Raw genomic sequence first — 18,604 nt, forward strand, 5'->3', positions numbered from 1 at the left:
TCCGCTCATGTCACCGCCCTCGCCCGGGGCTGCGGGGCGGTCGTCCGGGCCGCGGCGATCGTCCCGGCCAGTTCGTCGACTCTGGCCGCGAGTTCGGGGTACGGCAGCCTCAGGTCGAGGACGTGCCGGTGCAGCGTGATCGCGCCCCCGGGGACGGGGACACGTACGGGCGTGCCGTCGGTGTCGCCCGCGGCGGACACCAGGTGCCCCTCAGCCAGTCCGAAGCAGGTGCAGTACGCCAGCATCTGGTACAGGTTCTCGCGTTTGATTCCCTCTTGGTATTTCGCGTCCACGACGATCGCGGGGTGGAGACCGCCGTCAGTTCCGGAAAGCCGGTGCACCAGGTCGGGCAGCAGGATGTGCTCATTGTGGTCGTCGAGGTGGTGGGTACGCGGATGGGGCTGGCTGCGTCCACCGATGTGCCGTTCGAGGGCCGCGCCGAGGGTGTTCGCGAGGAAGTCCTCGAAGACCTTCTCCATGTTGAACAGCAGCCCGTCTACGCTGACGTGCCGACCGTCTTCGTACTCGAACGAGGCCCCTCGCAGAACGATCTCCGCGAGCCGCAGCGCGGGAACGTAGTGGGCGTTGAGCCGGTTCGGTGTCCATGCCGCCACCGGGGCGCCAGGGGCCGGTGTGGTGACCCCTTCTAGTCGGGCGTCGAGTCGGCGCAGCCTGGCGCGCAGGCCGGGCGGAACGTCCGCCCGGCGGGCGAGCCGACGGGCAGCGCCGAGCAGGAGCTGGTTCTCGGGGATGTCGGGGGTGTGTTCGTCGTAAGCGATCTCCAGCGGCAGGGCGAGGCCGGGGCGCCGACGGAGCTGAGCGGCGGCACGGAGTCGGCCGCGCAGCATCATCGCGGTGTCTTCTCGGCCGCTGTAGCCGGAAAGCGGGCCCGTGCGCAGGGCCCGCTCGGCGGCGCGGGAGAAGAGTGTCGCGATCGCCGGGAACAGTTCCTTCCGCACCGAGGCGTCAACGGGGTCCGGCTGCCAGCGCAGCCGTCTGTCCTGAGCGTGGGCCAGCAGGTACAGCAGCCGGTCGATCGTGATCTTCGGGGTGATGCGCAGCATGACGGTGCCGTCGTCTTGGCCGAGTCTGACGGCGCCGACGGTTCGTTTGGCCTGGACTTCCCAGCGGGCGCCGCCCCGGCGGTCCCGAGCGGGACGGATGTCGACCAGTTTCCGGGCTTCCTTCGTACTGAGAGTGTTGACCTGGGCGTCGGTGAGCGGTCGGACATGCCAGCCCGCGCCTTCCCTGACGTCGACGGGCTGAAGGGTACGTCTTCGTGTCGGCAGCCCGGCGCCCACTGGGCGGGGCGGGTGCGAGGAGGACACAAATGGCACCGTGCGTGCGCGACTTGACGCGTCGGAAGGGCGACGCGGATCCGGTACTGGCGGGCTCCCGGAGGCGACCGGAAGCGTCGTGGGCGATGGCACGCCCGGCCGGACGACCACCGTCTCCGCGACCACCGGAGCGGCCTGCGCATCGTCCCCCGCAGCAGTCACTCGTCGGCTCCCGGCGCCGCCGGGGCGCCGTTCGGCGTCGCGGCCTGCACTGTGCTGTCCGTGTCCGTGTCACCTGTCCCTGTGGACAGACCCGTCGCCTCCCGAAGCACGTCCAGACCGTACTCGGCCTCCACGTCGACGTCGTCACCCCAGTGGAGTTCCGCGAGGAGCGGGAGGATCTGGTGCTTCCAGACCCTCTCCAGTCCCTTGGGGTGGCTGTGTACGGCGGGCCGCATGAAGTAGGAGGGGCCGATCCGGAAGTCCCGGTCGTCCAGCCGGACCTGTTCGATACGGGCGTTGAGGGCGTCGAGCAGGACGGCGGCGTCGGGCAGGAGTTGCTTCTGCTTCAGCCACTCCGCCAGGAAGGAACTGACCGGCTTCCGGGCCGGGTGGAGTTCCATGAAGGAGAAGCGCCGACGCATTGCCGCGTCCATGAGGGCAATGGAGCGGTCGGTGGTGTTCATCGTGCCGATGATGACGAGATTGGGGGGCAGCCGGAAACGGTGCCCCTCGTCCGAGCCGTAGAGCAGGTGCACGAACTCCTTGCGGTATTCGAGCAAGAAGTACAGCTCGCCGAAGACTTTAGCGAGATGTCCACGGTTGATCTCGTCGATGACCAGGACGAACGTCTCACCCCTGCTGTCCTCGGCGTTCTCGGCGAGCGTCTTGAGCGGGCCGGGTACCAGGTCGAACACGATGCCCGAACCGGCGTCGGACAGGCCCCGGCCGTCAGCCGACCCGCCCGGAGAACGGCCGTGCCCGGTGCGCGAACCGGCTGCCTCTTTCTTGCCCTCCTTTCCTTCCTTCGCCGCGAGAGGAACGGCGCGCGGCCGGAAGCCCTCGAAGAAGTCCTCGTAGGAATAGGCCGGGTGGAACTGCACCAACCGGATGTTGGCCTCCCGCCCGCCGGTGAGGTGGCGGGCCAGAGCGAGGGCGGTGTACGTCTTGCCGGTGCCGGGCGGGCCGTGGAGGATCAACTGAGGCCGGTCGCGCAGCAGTTCCACGCACTCCTGGAGCCATTCGGGATCCGGCATGGTCAGCTTGTCGGCCAGCTCCTGTGTGGCGTCCGGGAGTTCGGCGTCGGCGACCGCGCCGCTCGGGGTTCGGCTGGGGTCCTCGTCGAGGAGGACTTCCAGGTCCGCGGTGAATTCGGAGATTTCCAACAGGCCGGCGTTCGGGTTACCCAGGGGGCCGGTGAGGTGCCGGGGCAGGTCGTCGAGGGTGAGTGGCTTCTTGTCGTCGAGGTTGGCCCACTCCACGGGGCGTTGCAGTACCGTCCCGTCACCGGTGGCCGTCTGCGTCACCTCGCCTTCCCCGACCTCGCCGAGGTAGATGCGGTCGCCGTCGGTCGTGATGACGATGTCGTTCGGCCGCATCCGCGAAAGGAACGCCTGGAAGGAGGCGGTGGTCTCGCTCCGGCGAGCCTGGCTCAGATCGGTGTAGTACGTGTCGACGATCTCACGGATCTCCTCCGGACCCGTCTCCGGTCCGAGGGTGGGTATGCGGTCGGCGGAGAGGGTACAAACGCCCTTGTCCCGCCAGAGGGAGCGGATCAGGGGCACCCCGGCGAGGTCCATGCCACGGATCAGCCAGGCACGGCGGGGCGGTTCGGGCTTCGTGGGTGCGGTGCCCTGTTCGGCCACCAGCTCGGTCAGCTGCTCGGTCGGCAGCCTGCGGTCGAGCTTCGCGCGCACGGCCCGGGCACCGGAGGCCGTGATGTCGTAGACACGGCTCTCCTCCAGCAGGATGCGCCACTCGTCGTACTCGCCCTCCGTCAGCTCAAGCTGCTCGGGCACCTCTCCGTCCTGCCCCAGAGCGAGATGCCAGCCGCGCATACGACCGGCCTGGATCCAGGACCGCAGCGGCTCCTCTTCCAGACCGATGGTCGCCGCGAGGTCGGCGGTCGCGACCCACTGACTGGAGTCGGGCAGCATTTCCAGCACATCCGCCGCCTGGTTGAAGGCCGCACGCTCGGTGCTCCAGTACTCGTACCGCTGGAAGGCACGCGCCAGCAGGGCGTGCCTGTCGCCCTCGTACGCGGTGAACGCCTGGCGCCCCGGGCCGGTCAGTCGCCACTTCCGGCCCGTCTTGCGGAGCCAGCCCGCCTTCACGAGGTTGATGCTGTCGTACCGCAACTTCGTCCGAGCGTTGGTGGCGAGGTCCGGGAACTCCTCGTCCCACTCCGCCTTGAGCGTGGGATCGTCCTCCTGCACCCGCTCCCACACCTCGGCGAACGACAACCCGTGCCCGGCCGGCAGCCGGTGCAGGACCCGCATGGCGGCGTGCACCGACCGCGCGCTCAACTCCGTGACAGCACTCATCACATCCCCCTCCCCGTGGGCCACGACGGACCACCCACGCGGCTCCCCGAACAGATCGACTCCAGCGCCTCCAACATAACCGCCACCACTGACAACGCCCGTCCGATGTCAATGCCGCCCCACAGGAGCGGTGCACTTCCGGACATCACCGTCGCGGGTTGGCCGGTTCCCGTCACGGCTCCTCGGCGGGCACCCGGCAGCACCTGCTTCCCGATCGCCGGGCACCACACATGCCACCCCGGCGCGAGCAGATCGACCAACCCGAGCCCCCGCCCGGCCTCGGCAGCACGCCGGGGTCCGGGTCGTGCACGTTCAGTGCGATGCCGTACGACGTCACGCACACCTCGACAACGAGCGGGACGTGGTCCCCGCAGGCCCTCACCGAGTTGCCGACCAGCTCGGACAGGACGAGCTGCGCGGAGTCGACGGCGCCGGGAGCGAGGCCCTGAGTGAGGAGTTCGGTGCGGGTCAACTCCCTTACAGCGCGCAGGTTCGAGGGTGAGGCGGAGATGTGGGCGGCGAAGCCCTGGGGGCGGGGTCGGGGGGAGAAACCGGGGGTTGTGGGGTGGGGTGGGGGGTTGAGGTGGGGTCCATGGCGTCGTCTCCCTGCAGGGCGGTTGGGACTGGTCCAGGCTCCACCCGATGCACTTCGTCCTCCCCGAGGTAGAAATATTTCCCTCCGAAAGAGAGAAGTTCTCGCGATGGTGTGCGACCACCGCATCAGCCTCGTCAGACTTCCCCCGTGCCCAACTCGCCACTTGTACCGACCGTTCGGCGCCGCCGCTTGGGTGCCAGCCTGCGGCGCTTTCGCAGCGAAGCAGGAATGACACTTGACAGCGCCGCAGGAGCCATGGGCTGGAGGGCTCCCATGCTCTCGAAGATCGAGTGCGCGACTCAGGCGATCAAGCCGGCCGAGGTGGAAGCCCTATTGCCGGTGTGCGGAGTGCAGGACGCCCAGGTGAAGGATGCGCTGAAGGCCCTGGCGCAGGATGCGGGGAAGAAGGGCTGGTGGCAGACATACAGCGCGATCGTCTCCCCCGCCTACGCCGACTGCATCTCCCTTGAGACCGACGCCGAAGCGATCTGTGCATGGTCGCCCCTGGTGGTCCCCGGGCTGCTCCAGACCACCGCCTAAGCGCGCGAGACCATCTCCGGGGTGACCAGCCGCACGCCGGAAGAAGTCACCGCGCTGGCTGAGGTACGCATGGCCAGGCAGTCCGTCCTCTCCCGTCCGGGCGGGGCTCTGGAGCTGTGGGCCATCATCCACGAGGCGGCACTCCACCAACGCTTCGCTGTGCGGCCCGCCACGATGCGTAAACAGCTCCGACGACTCCTCGACGTCTCGGAAATGCCCAACGCCACCGTTCAGTTGATGCCGCTGAACTCGACCGCGCACCCCGGCGTCGTGGGGGGGCACCCTCACTACGTTCCCCCGACCGATGCCGCCAGTGGTACTTCTAGAAAACCTCAGCGGCGCCGCGTACGTTGAGGGCGACGATGCGGCGCCCTTCGCCAAAGCCTTCGAGCGCATTCGCGCGACGGCACTTGCGGTGGAGGATTCGCTCGCGAGAATCACCGAGTTGGAGGAGCGGCACCGGAAGTGACCTACCGTAAAGCCGAGTTGTACGCCTACGACATCAGCACCGCGATATGGCGGAAGGCGTCCGCCAGCAGCGCGGAGCACGTCTGCGTCGAGGTAGCCCAACTCCCCGGCGGCGCAAGGGCCGTCCGGGACTCCGAGAACCCCGGCCGCGAGCCCCTGCGTTTCACCGCCTCGGAGTGGGCCGCCTTCCAGGACGGGATCATCGCCGGCGAGCTGTGACTGGCGTCGGATCACAGCACCGCCTCAGCTCTCAGCCCCAGAAGCCCAACTGCCCGTCCGGGTCCTCCCCTTCCGGCGCGCTCGGCTCCGGCGCTTCGGGCTGCGGCGACTGCTCACCCACAGCCTCCTCGTCTGCCTTGACGGGCAGCCTCGTCAGCGGACTCCTGCCAGGCTCGTGGCGCTGCCCCAGACCCGGCACCGGGGTCTGCTCGGGGTGCGCGTACCGCACGCCCGACTCGGCTGCCTTCGCCATCGCCCGATAGACCGTCAGGATCTCCTCCCTGGTCCGCGCGAACAGCTCCGGCTTCTTGTTGCGGAACGCCCGGAAACTGTCCAGCACGAGCGCGGCCTCCGCCTCGGACACCCCGTACAGGTGGAAGTACGCGGCGTCCAGCTCCGCCCGCATGAGGAAGCGGCGCTCGTCGTCCCAGACGAACGGGGGTCCCTCGTCGCCGAGATGGCGGGCGAAGGGGGCCAGGTCGTGGGAGGTGTAGGTGAGTTCGAGGACTCGCGGGCGGATCCAGTTGGCCAGGAGTTCACCTGCGAGCCAGGGGGTGGGAGCGCCGTACTTCGCCGGGCCGAGGATCGGGAGTTGCTCCAGATAGGCATACGTCAGGTGCGCCCCCGAGATCTTCTGCCGGGCGGCGAAGTCGAGAACGAACGCACACAGGTTGGCCAGCAGCCCCTCCAACGGCAGTGCCCGGTCGACGGGCAGCAGCAGCGGGGCCGTATGCCCCACCGCCGTCCTCGGCCCCACCGAAGCGATCACCGTCCGCTCGTCCGACGCCCGGCACACATCACGCCAGCCCATCAGCCAGTCGTACGGCCACTCTGTCTGCGGCAACGACGGGTGCTCGGCCGCCAGGCGGGCGTCGACGAGTTCCTCCCTGACCCAGTAGCGGGGTAGCGGCACGGCGTACGGGTCACGATGTGCGGGGGTGTCGAGGCGGGGCAGGGTGCCCTTGTTGATCTGGGCCTGCGTCGCGTTCTCGTACGTCGCGAAGCGGGCGTCGTAGTGGTGGAGAAACTTGCCCTCGTAGAGCGGGAGAGCACGCGCGTCCCCGCTGACGAACGTCGTCCCCGCCCGCGTCCGTTCCTCGCTGTCCAAGGTCTCAGCTGTCAGAAACAGATCCGAATCGCCAGACATGTGGAACATCGTCTTGAACCGCAACCCCCACTCATTCCGCTCACCCCCCATCCCCTTGCTCTCCCACAACACCGGCACCCGCTCGTGAATCCCCCGCAGCACCGCCAGATGCTCCGGGCTGTCACACACCGGCGAGGTCCGTGTGTTGGGGTTGATCGCCCGGAAGCCGTCCGCGTCCAGCTCGAAGGTGCGGGCGTCGAGCTGGTCGGGTCTGCGGGCCCGGAAGGCGAGCCTGGCCCGCTCCTGCTGTCGGCCCGGCCCGGAGACCGTGAACAGGCAGAAGCGGTACTGGTTGTGGACATCGGGGAACAGCTTCTCCTCGTTCTCCATATCCAGCACCGTCACCAACTCCCGCCGCTCCACCAGCTCCCCGAAGAACCGCGCCGTCGTCAGATCCGTCGCGATCCCGGTCGGCAGCACCAGCCCCGACAGCCCCTCCGGCGCCAACAGCGTCCGCGCCCGCTCCGCGAACACCGCGTACGTGTTCACATCGCCGTGCCCGGTCAACGGGAAGATCCCTGACCCCCGGAGCATCAGCGTCGTACCGGCCGCCTCACGCAGCGCGATCTGGAACTGCTCGTAGTGCTCACGATCGACGTGATCCTCACTGACCTCCAGCGCGGCGATGAGCTTCTTGCGCTCATGGGCGTTGAGGGCGTCGGCGACGGTCTCGTCGCGGGAGGCGAACCACTCCTTCTCCTGGATCTTGACGCGCTCCCAGGGCGGGTTGCCGAGGACGCAGTCGAAGCCGCCCTGCCAGCCGGTGACGGGGTTGTGGTCCTCGTCCTCGTCGTTCTCGACGCGGAACACGCGCGGGAATTCGAGGTGCCAGTGGAAGAACTGGTTACGGGAGGCGATGTTCCGCAACGCCTCCTCGCCGTCCGGAGGAAGGGCTCCCCCCTCGGCGATGTGGACAAGGGTGCTGCTGGTGAGGGCGACCGGCGCGCCCACGTACTTGGGCCAGAGAAAGGCCGCGCACCAGGCGTCCGCGACCCGCTGATGACGTCGGCGTTCCTCCGACTCCTGGACGAACTTCTTGTACCGGCGGGCCTGTTCGCGTACGGCGGCCAGGCTGCCGTCGGGCAGGTCGGCGAGTTCCTCGGCCTCCATGCGCAGGGCGACCGTACCCATGCGCAGAGGTGTGCTCCCGATGGATCCCTGCGTCCCCTGGCCTCCTGCCAGTTCCTTCTTGTTGGCGGACTTTAGCCGGGTGAGGATCTTGCTGTCGTCGCCCGCGAGCTTCTTGAACGCGCCGTCGGGAAGTCCGTCCGCGATGAGCTTCGGGGTGGTGCCGAGCAGGGCGTTGCCCGCCTTGACGCGGTCGTCGAGGTAGGCGAGGGGGCGGCCGGGTTCGAGGGATTCGAGCCAGAGGGAGACCTTGGCGATCTCCACGGCCATGGGGTTGATGTCCACGCCGTGCACGCAGTGGCGTACGACTTCGGCGAGTGCCGTCCGCACCCGCTCGGGTGCCGGTTCGGGGTCGCCTGTGTCAAGTTCCGCGTACCGGTGGGCGATGCGGCGCGCTGCCGCGACCAGGACGTGGCCGGAACCGCAGGCCGGGTCGACGAAGCGCAGGTCGAGAAGGCGGCGCGGATCTCCGGTCGCGAAACTCTCTATCACCGGGTCGAGTGCCTCGTCGAGGAGCTTCTCGATGAGGGTGACAGGTGTGTAGTAGGCGCCGGTCGTCTTGCGCTTGTTGCCCGCCAGGGTCTGGACCCAGAAGCGTTCGGGTTGGGAGCTGCGCCGGGGGCGCAGCTCCAGCAGGGACTCGTAGACGCTGCCGAGTTCGTCCGCCCCCAGGTGCCGGTAGTCGACGCGCTGCCAGCGGAGCTGCTTGTCCTGGACCCGGCACAGCAGCCGTACGGCCTCCAGGAGCGGCTCGTTGGCCAGGGCGGCGTTCCGCAGGGGCTCGGCGGCGCCGAGGCGGGTGTTGGTGGCGGGGGCGGACTCGTCGTCGGCGCGGAAGTACAGTCCGCCAAGTTCGGGCAGGGCGAGAGCGGGAGCGCCGCCGTCCGTGCCGAGGGCGTTCAGGACGCGGCACAGCGCGGGCCACAGGTCGGTGTTGCGGTCGCCCGGACGGCGGAAGGCGATGCGGCGCAGGCGGCGGGTGGAGAAGTAGTCCAGGTAGCGCTTGCGGGCATCGTTGACCGGCGGGGAGTCCGTCGGGTCGAGGAGGATGCCCCGGTCCTCGGCGACGAACAGGAAGATCAACTGGTAGACGAGGCGCAGGAGTTCGTGGTGGAACTCCTCCAACGCTTCCTGGCCGCCGCGGGCGATCGTCTTCCGCAGCTCCTCGTTGCCGACGAGGAATCCGGTGCCGAGCACGCCCAGGGCGTCGGCGACCTGGTCCCGCAGGTGGTCACGGGCGCGCAGGCCGGTCTCGACGGAGTGGGCTCGCAGCCACTCGATACGGCAGTCGGCGGGGGTGAGGGCGGGGGCCTCGGGATCGTCGGTGTCCTCGCCGAGCTTAGGCTGTGCGGGGATATCGGCGACGTCACCGGGCTCTTCTTCGTCGTCCTCCGGATTGCTCTCGGTCTCGGTCTCGGTCTCATTCTCCGCCACACCGTCGGCGGCGGTCTCCTCCGCCGGATCCGGAGACTCCGCCTCCTCGGCGTTCCGGGTACGCCGCCTCTTGCGCGGCTTGGCCACCAGCTCGAAGCGCGTGGCATGCAGCAGGGAGTACAGCAGGACGAAGTCGGCGTACTGGTCGTTGTCGAAGATCGCCTCAAGGTCGAACTCCAGGTACGCCGAGCCGACAAGCGAGGTGGAGTCCCGTACGACGCGCAGGAGTTGGCCGTTGGAGAGGACGCCCCACAGGTGGTCCGGGGAGACGTTGAGGAGTTCCTGGAGGACGGACTGGGGGGCGCGTCGATTGCCGACCTTGCGGTCGAGGGTCTTGCCCCAGGCCACGAGATGGACCGGGAGGTGGTCCTGCCAGCGGTGGCTGCTGTGCAGCCGCTCGCCCCGGGTGGGGTGTTCGACGGTGACGCCGTCGGTGTGCAGGGGGCCGTAGCCGAGTTCCGTGAAGAGGCGCAACAGCCAGGCCCTGCGGGTCAGGGTGTTGGCGGACTTCTCCCCCGGCAGCCGGGCCAGGTCGTCGCGGAAGGCCCGGTAGGCGCCGGTGAGGGCGGCCCAGGCGCGCCCGGCCGCCTCGCCGATGCGCTCGCCCCGGTACAGGCCGTAGTCGGCCGGGGCGCAGCCGGGTAGTTCACGGTCGCCGGCGGCCACCCTGGCCAGGAGGTCGGCCGTGAACAGCCGGCCCTCAATCCGTACGGCGGACGTGGTCGGCGGCAGGGGGGCGAGGGCGGAGCGGAAGTCGGTCAGGACGGGGGTCAACGGCGGGCTCCGGCGGGGAGGAAGGCGTAGACACCGAGCTCGTCGGGGGGCCCGGCGGGAGTGACGGTGATGCTACGGGCGGCGGCGGCACCGAGTTGGCGGCCCCGCTCGCCCGCGGCCTCGCGTACCCGTAGGTGCGCGTCGGTGAGCTGTTGGGCGAGCTGGTCGCCGTACTCGGTCAGATGCGCCCGCACCTCGGGCAGGCGCAGTTCACCGAGTGCGCGGCGGATGGTGTCGAGCCGGTGTTCGGGGATCACGCTGCCCTGGGGTTCGGCGGCCAGCAGTGCGGCGGTCTCCTCGTCGCTGAGCCACTCGGTGCCGCCATGGTCGTCGGGGCGCCAGCCCAGGATGCGGGTGTCCTCGGCGACGAGTTCCTTGCGCTTTCGGCTGTTCTTCAGGGGGAGGCTCAGCTTGAGGCGATAGCGGGCCAGCAGCAGGACGGTGTAGATGTCGACGGACGGGGTCCGTACCACGCTCAGGCGGCGGGCGGGCCGCTCGTCGTGTGGTATGGCCGGGTCGATGGCCGAGTCCAGCACATAGCGGGCGACGGCTCGGACCGCGGGGTCGGTGCGCACGAGTGCGTGCTCGTTCGGCGGCACCGGCAGGTCGCGGTGGAAGAGCAGCTCACGCGGGGTGGTAGAGGACGCCGTCGTCCGCCGGAGGGATTTCGCGGTACGCGTGGCCTTGACCGCGGTCCGGCGCGCAGTGCGGCCCGTGCCGGCCGCGGCGGCGGCCTGGTCCTCCGTCTCGTACACACCGAGGGCGTGCCGCAGACCGGGCGGCAGTGGGCTCGGCTGGGCGGCAAAGCCGTGGGTGTCCGGCAGGTCCCGGACCGGCGCGCGCAGTGCGGCGAGCGACTCTCGGGTGAACTCCGCGATGTCGGCGGGGACTCCGAGGACCTGTCGGAGAGCGGTCAGCTCGTCCTCGACCTCCTGGGGTCGCATGCCAGAGTGGGAGAACTTGGTGGGCACCCTCGACTCGCGCTCGGCGGCGCTGTCCCAGGCGCGGTGGAGGGTGTCACGGGCCGCGGCGATTTGCTCGTCCGCCCCGAAGTCGAACGACAGCTGGCCGGTGCCGGCGGCCTGTTCGGGGCGGCCTCGCAGCAGCAGGCTGTTGGTCAGGGCTTCGAGTACGCCTTCGCCCGCCTTCGGCACGGGCAGGGCCACCCCTGTCTGCTGGGCGATGTCACGGTGCTTGCGGATCAGGACGTCCAGGACCAGGCCGTCAATACCCGTGTCGGTCTCGTACAGGGTCACGGCCATAACCCGTTCGCTGCGCTGCCCGAAGCGGTCCACGCGACCCTCGCGCTGCTCGTGGCGCGTCGGGTTCCAGGAGAGGTCGTAGTGGAGGACCGCGCTGAAGCGCTCCTGAAGGTTGACGCCCTCGGAGAGACAGTCGGTGGCGATCAGGATCTGGCGTCCGGGACGCACGGTGAGCTGTGCGATCCGTTCCTCGCGGGCCTCGGGCGGCAGGTCGCCGGTGATGGCCTCGACATGGGCCCGGCCGCCGAGCGCGTCGTGGAGGTGGGTGCGTACGTATGCGGCCGTGGGGATGTAACGGCAGAACACGATCGGATCGTGGCCGTCGGCGATGAGGGCCTTCACCTCGTCGATCAGCAGCCGCAGTTTCGCGTCGTGCTCCGGTCCGGCCAGGGCTGCGGCGCGGAGCGCGAACTCCTTCAACTTGGGATCCGGCTTGCGGGGCCGGGGGGCCGTCTCCCCTTCCGTCTTGGGTCGTGGTCCTTCGGTCACTTCCTCCGACTCGGGAGCGGGAGCGGGCTCCGCCCTGTCGAGGAGTGTTCCCGGTACCGTATCCAGCCCCTCCGCCGCCTCCGCGTCGGATCCTTCCAGGACGGTGTCACGGGCGATGCGGTCGGCTTCCTCCGGGGTGCGGGCGGACGCGACGGCGGAACGAGTGGTGAGCGTCGCCTTGCCCGCGTCCGGGGAGGAGAGGACACAGCGCAGTAGGGCGAGCACCGACCACCAGCTCATCCGCTGCCCCAGTGCCCCGTCGGGGCGGCGGACCTGCTCCCGGGCGTAGCCGATGACATCGGTGACGAACTGGGCGTACACGGGGTCGAGGCGGTAGGGGACCTCGCGCAGCAAGCGGTCGGCGGGGAAGGGGGTGTCCTCGTCGAGGAAGTGCCGGATGTCGCGGCGACGCCGCTGCACCAAGTGCCGGGCGATACGGTCCCGGTGGGCCGGAACCGTGGGGTCCAGCTCGGCCAGGGCGGGGTCGAGCAGGCCGGTGAGCTTGGCGAAGGCGTCGCGGTCGCCGCTGTGCGGGGTCGCGGTGACCAGGATCAGGTGGCGGTCGCGGTCGGCGGACAGTTCCTTCAACAGGTCGTAACGCTGCTGCCGGCCCGATCCGGCACCGATACAGGTGTGCGCCTCGTCGACGATGAGGAGATCCGGGCAGGTGCGCAGGAACGCGTCGCGGCGCTCCCGCTGTTTGATGAAGTCGGTAGAGACGACGGTGTAGGGGTAGCGGTCGAAGATCGTCTGCTCATTCTCGATGATCGACCGTTCCAGCTTCTTCGCGGTGGACGGCAGCACCAGTTCGGCGTCAAGGCTGAACTTGTCGCGCAGCTCGCGCTGCCACTGCTCGGCCAGTGCCGGGGAGCACAGGACGGCCAGGTTCGTCGCGGAGCCCTGTTCCAGCAGCTCCTTGGCGATCAGCGCGGCCTCGACCGTCTTGCCGATGCCGACGTCGTCGCCGATGAGGAGCCGTACGGTGTCCATGCGCAGGGCAGCCATCAGCGGTACGAGCTGGTACTGGCGTGGCTGGACCGCGATCCCGGACAAGCAACGGAAGGGGCCGGCGCCGCTGGACGCGGAGACCCGCAGGGCCGTGCGCAGGAGGGAGGCGGAGGCGAAGTCGCCGATATCCTCGCTGTCGACGGGAACGAGGCGCCCCGTCTCCTCGTCCCTCGCGTAGCGCAGTTCCGGAGCGGTGAAGCGCGGGTCCGCAGTCTCCTCGGGAAAGAGCAGGGTGTCGAACTCGCTGTCCCCGTCCAGGGAGCGCGCCAGCGTGAACTCCGGGGTGCTTCCCGGCAGTACCACCCAGTCCCGGCCCCGGGCGTGGACCAGTGCGCCGGGCACGTAACCGCCGCTCATCGTGGAGTCCGTCCCGGGCCGAAGACGTTGGGATACGCGCGCACGGTGCTGTGCCACTCCTCTTCGCTGTCGTCGCTCATCTCGATCACGAGCCAGCCGCGGTTGCCCAGCCAGGTCCTGGCCTTGGTGTCACGCGACTCGTCGGGGACGCCGTGGCGGGGCAGGTCGAGGAAGACCGCCACGTCGGCGTCGGGTAGACGGTAGACGAAGTCGGGCACCACCTGTGCCGCACCGAGGCCCTCACCCGTTTCGTCGGGCAGCCGGTAGCCGTATTCGGTGAGCCACTCCACGAATCCGCCGCCTTCCGCGTGCGAGGTACGCGAGGCCAGCGCGGCGGCCTGCTCGGCCGGGCTCGCCGCTTGCGGCCGGTCCTTCACCGCCTCGCACTCGGCGAGCTGGATCAGCAGTGCTACGGCCGTCTGGCGGCGGATCATGGGGTGGGAGGGCTGGTTGTGGTAGGTGAGCAGGCAGTCGTAGCAGCCGAACTCACATACCTCTTGCGCCCCCTTGGCGTGCCCCCGGTCTCGCCACTCGCCGTCCGCCTTCTCGTAGTGGATGATCTCCAGGGCCTTGGCGGCCACCTTGGCGATCACGGCCGGATCGTCGTGCAGCAGCCGCAGCACACCGGCGCCGCCTTCCCCGCCCTCGACGAACAGCATGCGCGCCCGGTCCTCCGGGTCGGGGAGGTCCTCGCTCTGCAGTTCGGCGTCCTCCAGCTGGAAGTGCGCCTCGATGCCCCGCTCCAGGGCGTAGCGGAGGGTCACGGCCGTGTAGGGATCGACCGGGACCGCCAGGCGCAGGACGGCGATGTTCTTGGTGTCGTCCGCGTACGGAACCACCTTCTCCGTCCGGGTCGTGCGCCGGAAGGTACCGAGCGCCGCCTGTTCGGCCGAGGACTCGGCACGCTCGGCGGCCTTGCTGTCACTGAGCCAGCGTCCGGTCACGGGGTCGAGCCAGAAGCCCTCGTCGCCCCGGGTACGGCGCCCGCGCCGACCCAGGTTGATGACGTAGACGGCGGCGTCTCCGTAGGCGACCTCGGCCACATCCGAGCCACCGCTCTCCGGCCGGAAACGGGCGGTGAGTTTCCCGTGGTGGAAGCGGTAGGCGGTTTTCAGGTCGAAGGGCTCCCTGAGGCGCTCCTCCTCGTCGGAAGAGATACGGCGCCGGGGCTCGGCGTACACAGTGGTCAACTGCATCAGTCTGCGCAGCACGGGCACGAGCCGGGCCCGGCAGTGCAGGCAGTCCTCGCGCTTCTCCCGGTTGTCGTGCCAGTAGCCGCACTCACCACACACCTTGGCGTCGACCGTGGCGATGCTCCCCGGGGTCTCGCCCATGGGCACTTGCACGTTGGCGACGGTGTAGCGGCGGCCCTCGTGGTAGATGAGCGCGCCGGGACCGAACTCACCGATGGCGATGAACCGCGGCCGTTGGATGTAGGCGCCGTGCTTCTGGCCGTACCGGCTCTCGCCGGGCTCTCCAGGGACATACGCGGCCAGCGGCAGCCTCGGGAACGAGTACCCGGGCAGGAAGCCCTCGGAGGCGAAGTAGCGGTATGAGTAGAAGTCGGAGCGCACTCCGTCCGTGGCGTCCGTGTCGTTGCACAGCAGGTCCAGCTGCTGTTCCGCCTGGATACGGCGGGCCCGGGCGCGGCGGCGCTCCTGCAGCGTGACGGAGGAGTCGTTGGCGCGGCGGTCCTGTTCGTCCCGCTCGTCGTGGGCGTTGCGGTAGAGACGACGCCAGCGGTCGCACGCCTCGTCGAAGGTGCGCAGGGCGCTTCGGACCTGGTCCTCGATCCATCCCTCGTACCACCAGGAGGTGGCGGCCAGGTCATCGCGCAGTGGAGCGAGGATCCGGGTGCAGCGGGTGATGGCGTTGCGCCGGTGGGCATCGCGCTCCAGCCCCTGGCGGAGCTTGCCCGCGAGAGGCAGAGGCAGCGGACCGCCCGGCTCCCGGGGCGGAGCGGCGACATCCAGGATGTCCGTCATCCGGTGCTTCAGATTCGCCCCGGTCTCGGCCAGCCACACCGCGTGGATGTGGGAGCGCAGTAGGTCCTCGTTGGTCAGGTCGATACGCGGGGGTACCACGCTGCCCGACACCATGAGCTGGGGACGCCGGAAGTAGTACTGGTCGTGGGCGCTGCCCGTGGAGCAGTACGTGGTCACCAGCGCGGGCTGGCCCGAACGTCCGGCCCGACCCGAGCGCTGGGAGTAGTTGGCCGGGGTCGGGGGGACGTTGCGCATGGTGACAGCATTGAGTTCGGCGATGTCGACGCCGAGTTCCATCGTCGGTGAGCAGAAGAGCAGCGGGAGGTCTCCGCTACGGAACCCCTTCTCGCGCGCGATCCTGAGGTCCGTCTCGACCTGCGCGGTATGTTCCCGGGCCTCGAGGTCGCGCAGTTCCCCGGCGGCATCGCGGTACAGGTCGCGGAAGAAACGGTTGACCCTGCCACCGGCTCCGGGGTCGAAGGTCTTGCGCACCGGGTCCGGTTCCGCCGTCTCGCCGTCCCCTGGCAACCAGATCAGGGAGGAGACCTTGAGCTGGTATCCAAGAGCTCCGTCCGACCGTTCCTCGACGATCTTGAGCAGTCCGGCCGTGTGCAGTATGCGCAGCAGGTCGCGGATGACCACGTCGGCGTCCGCCTCGGCCATCCTGCCGCCGGCGAGCTGCGGAAGCGCGGCGAACGCGTCGGGTCTGCGCAGGTAACGTCCGAATCCGCCGCGGGCACTGAAGTGAACCGTCTCGGGGGAGGAGGAGCGCTTCGGCCGTGGTCCGGCGTAGGCAACCCGGGCCGGGCTGCGTGGGTCGGCCTCCGGTACCACCCAGAGACCCACCAGATGTTCCCTGCTCTGGGCGACGAGCTGTTCGTGCCCCAGCTTGGTCAGGCGCGTCTCGTTGACCGCGAGGGCCCGCCGCAGTTCGTCGAGCAGGGTCCGGGCGAGTTCCTCGCGGTGCGCGGGTTCGTCGTTCTCCAGTGCCCAGTGCGTGCCCTGCCACAGCTCGGTGTCGGCGGCGATGTCGGACAGCGAGGTGTAGTCGAATCGGAGCAGGCCGGTCTGGGACAGGTTCGGCATGGTCAGCCGCCAGCCGCGCTCAAGGTCCCCGTAGACGCGGTAGGTGAGTGCCGCGCGCAGGGCCGCCTTGGTGTCCTCCAGCTGCCCGTACTTCACCCCGGCGCCACCTTGGGCGTAGGCGGAGAGAGGCAGGTCCAGCGCCTCGGTCACGGCCTGAGGCAGCATGTCGTGGCGCAGGCCGGTCTCTCCCGCCTTCTCCAGCGCCCGGTACAGGGCTCCCCGGATCTGGGTGACCTGGACGAAGTCGTTGAAGTGGCCCGCTTGGAGGCTGGCGTCCTGCCGGTTGTCGACGAACGTCAGCAACTTCTGGGCCCGCTTCTTCAGCTCGGGCTGGCCGCGCAGCGACCGTACGACGCTGGAGGCGACGAGGGACACGGCGGAGCTGCGCCCCTCTGCGGAGAAGGTGGCGAGCTTGGCGAAGTCCCGGACGCGCAGCTGCTCGTATCCGACCCGGCAGCGCGGACAGAAGCGGAAGGGGGCGCGGATCCACCAGGCGTGCAGGCCCGTTCCGGGTGTCGTCGGCCGCCCCTGCGGGGAGAGCCAGACCTCGACCGGGAGGTCGTCCTTGCGGGCCTTCACGACGGTGCGCCGACCATTATCGTCGGTCTCGATCCAGCTGGCGGGAAGGCGGTCGAGGACGTCTTCGGGATCGCTGGGCCAGGGCCTTTCCTCGTCCACGAAGAGATAACCGTCGCCCGCCTCCGCCGGGGCCTCGGGGTCCTTGCGCGCGAAGTAGCGTTCCTGTCGGCTGTCGTAGGTGACGGCCGGGTAGTCGTGTCCGCATTCGCGGCAGAAGTGCAGGGGCACCAGCGGCTGGTCCTGATGGCCGGGTACCCGGAGCTGGTACTGGCTGGTGAGGTGACGAGGGGCCGTAACCGGTTCGAGGCTGGCGTAGACGGTGTCACCCTTGGAGAGGAACTGGTGGAGGCGGAACGCGAAGAGGGGGCGCGTCGTACCGGGAACCTTGGTCCGGGCCCCCACTTCGAGCATCGTCCGGATCGCCGCCCCGCAGTCCTTCGCTGAGGGAGCTTCCGCACCGCAGGCCGCGCGCAGTTGCCGCGCGGCCTCCGGGATCTGGATGGGGGCGCGTCGGCGCAGGCGACGCGTGGTCGCGGTGTCGGAACCGGGTTCCGGTTCCAGGCCGAAGGCGTCCTCGACCCAGATGGCGAATGGGTCGGACTTGAGCTCCTGGTACGTCGTCGGCAGCGCGTCCTGCCCGGAGACCGCCTTGCGTACGGCCGCGAGAAGAGCGGCCCGGTGCCCCTCGGGCGGAAGTGGACGGCCCGGGTCCGTCGCCCGCTCAAGCGTCTCGCCGATCACGTTGTCCGGTTCGACCGTGGTGCCGAACAGCCGGGTGGCGACGTCCGCGACCTCCTGGCGGGCCTCCTCGAAGGTCTCCGCGGTGGCCATGGTCGCCGAGGTGCCGATGCACCGCATGTCCGGGGCCTCACAGGCGTCCCGGAGTCGGCGCACCAGGACGCCCACATCGGCGCCCTGACGACCGCGGTAGGTGTGGAGTTCGTCCAGGACGAGGAAACGCAGCCCCTTCGCCGCCGCGATGAGTTCCTTGCGTTCGTCGGGGCGGGTGAGCAGGTACTCCAGCATCATGTAGTTGGTCAGCAGGATGTCCGGCTTGCTCGCCAGCACCGACTGCTTGTCCTTGAGCTTCTCCTGCCCCGTGTAGCGGGCGAAGGTGACCTTGCGGTCCGCGTCCGGTACACCGTCCTCAAGGTAGCGTTTGAGTTCCTCCATCTGGCTGTTGGCCAGCGCGTTCATGGGATAGACGATGATCGCGGAAATGGTGCCCGGCCGCGGATGTTTGAGGACCTCGTTCACGATGGGCAGCAGGTAGGACAGGCTCTTACCTGACCCGGTTCCCGTCGTGAGCACATATGAGCTGTTGGACGCCGCGATCTCGACGGCCTGTTTCTGGTGGTAGTGGAGAGTGAGGGTGACGTCCTCGCGGCCGACCACGTCCTCCACCGCTTGCTTGTCCCGGAAGTACTGGGCGCACAGTGCGGCCAGTACCGGAGGCTCGCCGTCCCGCGGCTCGGTGAGTTCCGCCACCGTGCCGCCCTTGCGGAACATCGGATTGAGCGAGATCCAGGGATCGGGCCAGCGGGTCTTGCGGTCGCGCTCCTCTTTGAGATGAGCACGGATGGCGGGGTCGCGCACCCAGACCAGCGAACGCGTGAACTCGTCGTAGTCCTCGATGAGCTGTTCATGCGCCCTGAACACGTCCACGGTGCCCCCGCCCCCTTGTCATGCCATGTGTGGAGACCCGCGCCCGCG

8 protein-coding genes and 1 pseudogene are annotated in these 18,604 nt (G+C 69.4%); 3 read left to right on the forward strand and 6 right to left on the reverse strand.

Going from position 1 to position 18,604, the window contains the following annotated elements; translation table 11 throughout:
• Window positions 1–5 precede the first annotated feature (5 nt).
• The 3 genes from ACI2L1_RS09275 to ACI2L1_RS09285 all read right to left on the reverse strand — a co-directional run bounded on the left by ACI2L1_RS09275 (window position 6) and on the right by ACI2L1_RS09285 (window position 4,292).
• Entirely contained in the window at window positions 6–1,328 is a 1,323-nt protein-coding gene (locus ACI2L1_RS09275; RefSeq protein WP_404738682.1) for an McrC family protein, read from the reverse strand.
• 167 nt (window positions 1,329–1,495) lie between these two features.
• Window positions 1,496–3,820 carry an McrB family protein gene (locus ACI2L1_RS09280; RefSeq protein WP_404738683.1) on the reverse strand — a complete coding sequence of 775 codons (2,325 nt, stop codon included), beginning with the start codon at window positions 3,818–3,820 and terminating at the stop codon, window positions 1,496–1,498.
• Between the two features lie 172 nt (window positions 3,821–3,992).
• Window positions 3,993–4,292, reverse strand: coding sequence for a hypothetical protein (locus ACI2L1_RS09285; protein ID WP_404738684.1), 300 nt, complete (start codon window positions 4,290–4,292; stop codon window positions 3,993–3,995).
• A 351-nt stretch (window positions 4,293–4,643) separates the two neighbouring features.
• Between ACI2L1_RS09285 and ACI2L1_RS09290 the strand changes: the two are divergent.
• The 3 genes and pseudogenes from ACI2L1_RS09290 to ACI2L1_RS09300 all read left to right on the forward strand — a co-directional run bounded on the left by ACI2L1_RS09290 (window position 4,644) and on the right by ACI2L1_RS09300 (window position 5,642).
• Window positions 4,644–5,309 (forward strand): annotated as a pseudogene (locus ACI2L1_RS09290) (DUF5753 domain-containing protein).
• On the forward strand, window positions 5,260–5,424 hold the full coding sequence (locus ACI2L1_RS09295; protein ID WP_404738685.1) for a hypothetical protein: 165 nt from the start codon (window positions 5,260–5,262) through the stop codon (window positions 5,422–5,424). Before ACI2L1_RS09290 ends, ACI2L1_RS09295 begins: the two are co-directional and overlap by 50 nt.
• Window positions 5,421–5,642: a DUF397 domain-containing protein gene (locus tag ACI2L1_RS09300; protein ID WP_404738686.1), complete on the forward strand. Its 222-nt coding sequence runs from the start codon at window positions 5,421–5,423 to the stop codon at window positions 5,640–5,642. The genes ACI2L1_RS09295 and ACI2L1_RS09300 overlap by 4 nt, the downstream gene beginning before the upstream one ends.
• A gap of 31 nt (window positions 5,643–5,673) precedes the next feature.
• Here ACI2L1_RS09300 and ACI2L1_RS09305 read toward each other — a convergent pair whose 3' ends face one another.
• From ACI2L1_RS09305 to ACI2L1_RS09315, 3 genes are read right to left on the reverse strand one after another with little or no spacing between them, the layout of a single operon-like run.
• Window positions 5,674–10,125 carry an Eco57I restriction-modification methylase domain-containing protein gene (locus ACI2L1_RS09305; protein WP_404738687.1) on the reverse strand — a complete coding sequence of 1,484 codons (4,452 nt, stop codon included), beginning with the start codon at window positions 10,123–10,125 and terminating at the stop codon, window positions 5,674–5,676.
• Entirely contained in the window at window positions 10,122–13,241 is a 3,120-nt protein-coding gene (locus ACI2L1_RS09310) for a helicase-related protein (protein ID WP_404738688.1), read from the reverse strand. Before ACI2L1_RS09310 ends, ACI2L1_RS09305 begins: the two co-directional genes overlap by 4 nt.
• Window positions 13,238–18,556, reverse strand: a complete 5,319-nt coding sequence (locus tag ACI2L1_RS09315) for a DEAD/DEAH box helicase (protein WP_404738689.1) — start codon at window positions 18,554–18,556, stop codon at window positions 13,238–13,240. Before ACI2L1_RS09315 ends, ACI2L1_RS09310 begins: the two co-directional genes overlap by 4 nt.
• Window positions 18,557–18,604 lie beyond the last annotated feature (48 nt).

Source organism: Streptomyces sp. NPDC019531 (assembly GCF_044903305.1).
Lineage (GTDB): Bacteria > Actinomycetota > Actinomycetes > Streptomycetales > Streptomycetaceae > Streptomyces.